The following is a 1,321-nucleotide window of genomic DNA, read 5'->3' on the forward strand; positions in this document are numbered from 1 at the left end:
TGAACCGCCCCGGGTTTGCCGGAGGCTCCAACTCCTGAGAGGATGGAGCCATGACGAGCAAGACGACGAACAAGTTTTCACCCGAGGTCCGGGCCCGAGCGGTTCGGATGGTTCTGGATCACGCCGGCGAGCACCCTTCGCGCTGGGCGGCGGTGACATCGATTGCGGCCAAGATCGGCTGTACGCCGCAGACGCTGCATGACTGGGTCAAGAAGGCGGAGATCGACAGTGGGCAGCGGGCCGGCGTTCCGACCGACACGGCCGAGAAGCTGAAGGCCCTGGAACGGGAGAACCGCGAGCTTCGGCAGGCCAACGAGATCCTGCGCAAGGCGAGCGCTTATTTTGCGATGGCGGAGCTCGACCGCCGGTCCAAGCCATGATCGCCTTCATCGACGATCATCGTGGGGCGCATGGGGTCGAGCCGATCTGCAAGGTGTTGCCGATCGCCCCCTCGACCTACCACGCCCATCTGGCCAAGCGGCGCGATCCGGTCAAGCGGTCGGCGCGCGCCAGGCAGGATGCCGCGCTGAAGGTCGAGGTTCGTCGCGTGTTCGATCAGAACTTCTCCGTCTACGGTGTGCGCAAGGTCTGGCGGCAGCTCAAGCGCGAAGGCTTCGATGTTGCCCGTTGCACGGTGTCGCGACTGATGCGGGACATGGGTTTGCAAGGGGTTATCCGCGGCAAACCGGTCAAGACCACGAGCAGCGACAAGGCTGCGGCATGCCCGCTGGATCACGTCAACCGCCAGTTCAAGGCACCAAGGCCGAACGTTCTCTGGCTCTCCGACTTCACCTATGTCCCGACCTGGAGCGGCTTTGTCTACGTCGCCTTCGTCATCGACGCCTACGCCCGCAGGATCGTGGGCTGGCGGGCCTCGCGCACGGCGCATGCAGGCTTCGTGCTCGACGCGCTGGAGCAGGCACTGCATGATCGACGACCGGTCCATCGCGGCGGGCTCGTGCATCATAGCGACAGGGGCAGCCAATACGTCTCTATCAAATACACCGAGCGCCTGGCCGAAGCCGGCGTGGAGCCCTCTGTCGGGAGCGTCGGAGACTCCTATGACAATGCTCTCGCCGAAACCATCAACGGCCTCTACAAGGCCGAGGTGATCCATCGGCGCGGGCCATGGCGCAGCTTCGAGGCAGTTGAGTTCGCGACGCTGGAATGGGTCGACTGGTTCAACAACCGGCGGCTCCTGGAACCCATCGGCAACATACCGCCAGCCGAAGCCGAGCAACGCTACTACGCCATGCTGGAACAACCCGCGATGGCGGCATAACTTAAACCAAATGGCCTCCGGCAAACCCGGGGCGGTTCA

The 1,321-nt window shown here is 64.0% G+C and carries 1 protein-coding gene and 1 other annotated feature; the gene reads left to right on the top strand.

The window, feature by feature from the left end:
* Positions 1-50 precede the first annotated feature (50 nt).
* Positions 51-1,282, top strand: a protein-coding gene (locus tag IVB41_RS16585) for an IS3 family transposase (RefSeq protein WP_247432943.1) whose coding sequence is annotated in 2 segments (ribosomal slippage) — positions 51-342 and positions 342-1,282 — 1,233 coding nt in all. Because the reading frame shifts where the segments join, the coding sequence is not laid out codon by codon here.
* Positions 335-451 (top strand) — a sequence feature (AL1L pseudoknot). It overlaps the preceding gene by 117 nt.
* Positions 1,283-1,321 lie beyond the last annotated feature (39 nt).

This window comes from Bradyrhizobium sp. 44, from assembly GCF_023073095.1.
Lineage (GTDB): Bacteria > Pseudomonadota > Alphaproteobacteria > Rhizobiales > Xanthobacteraceae > Bradyrhizobium.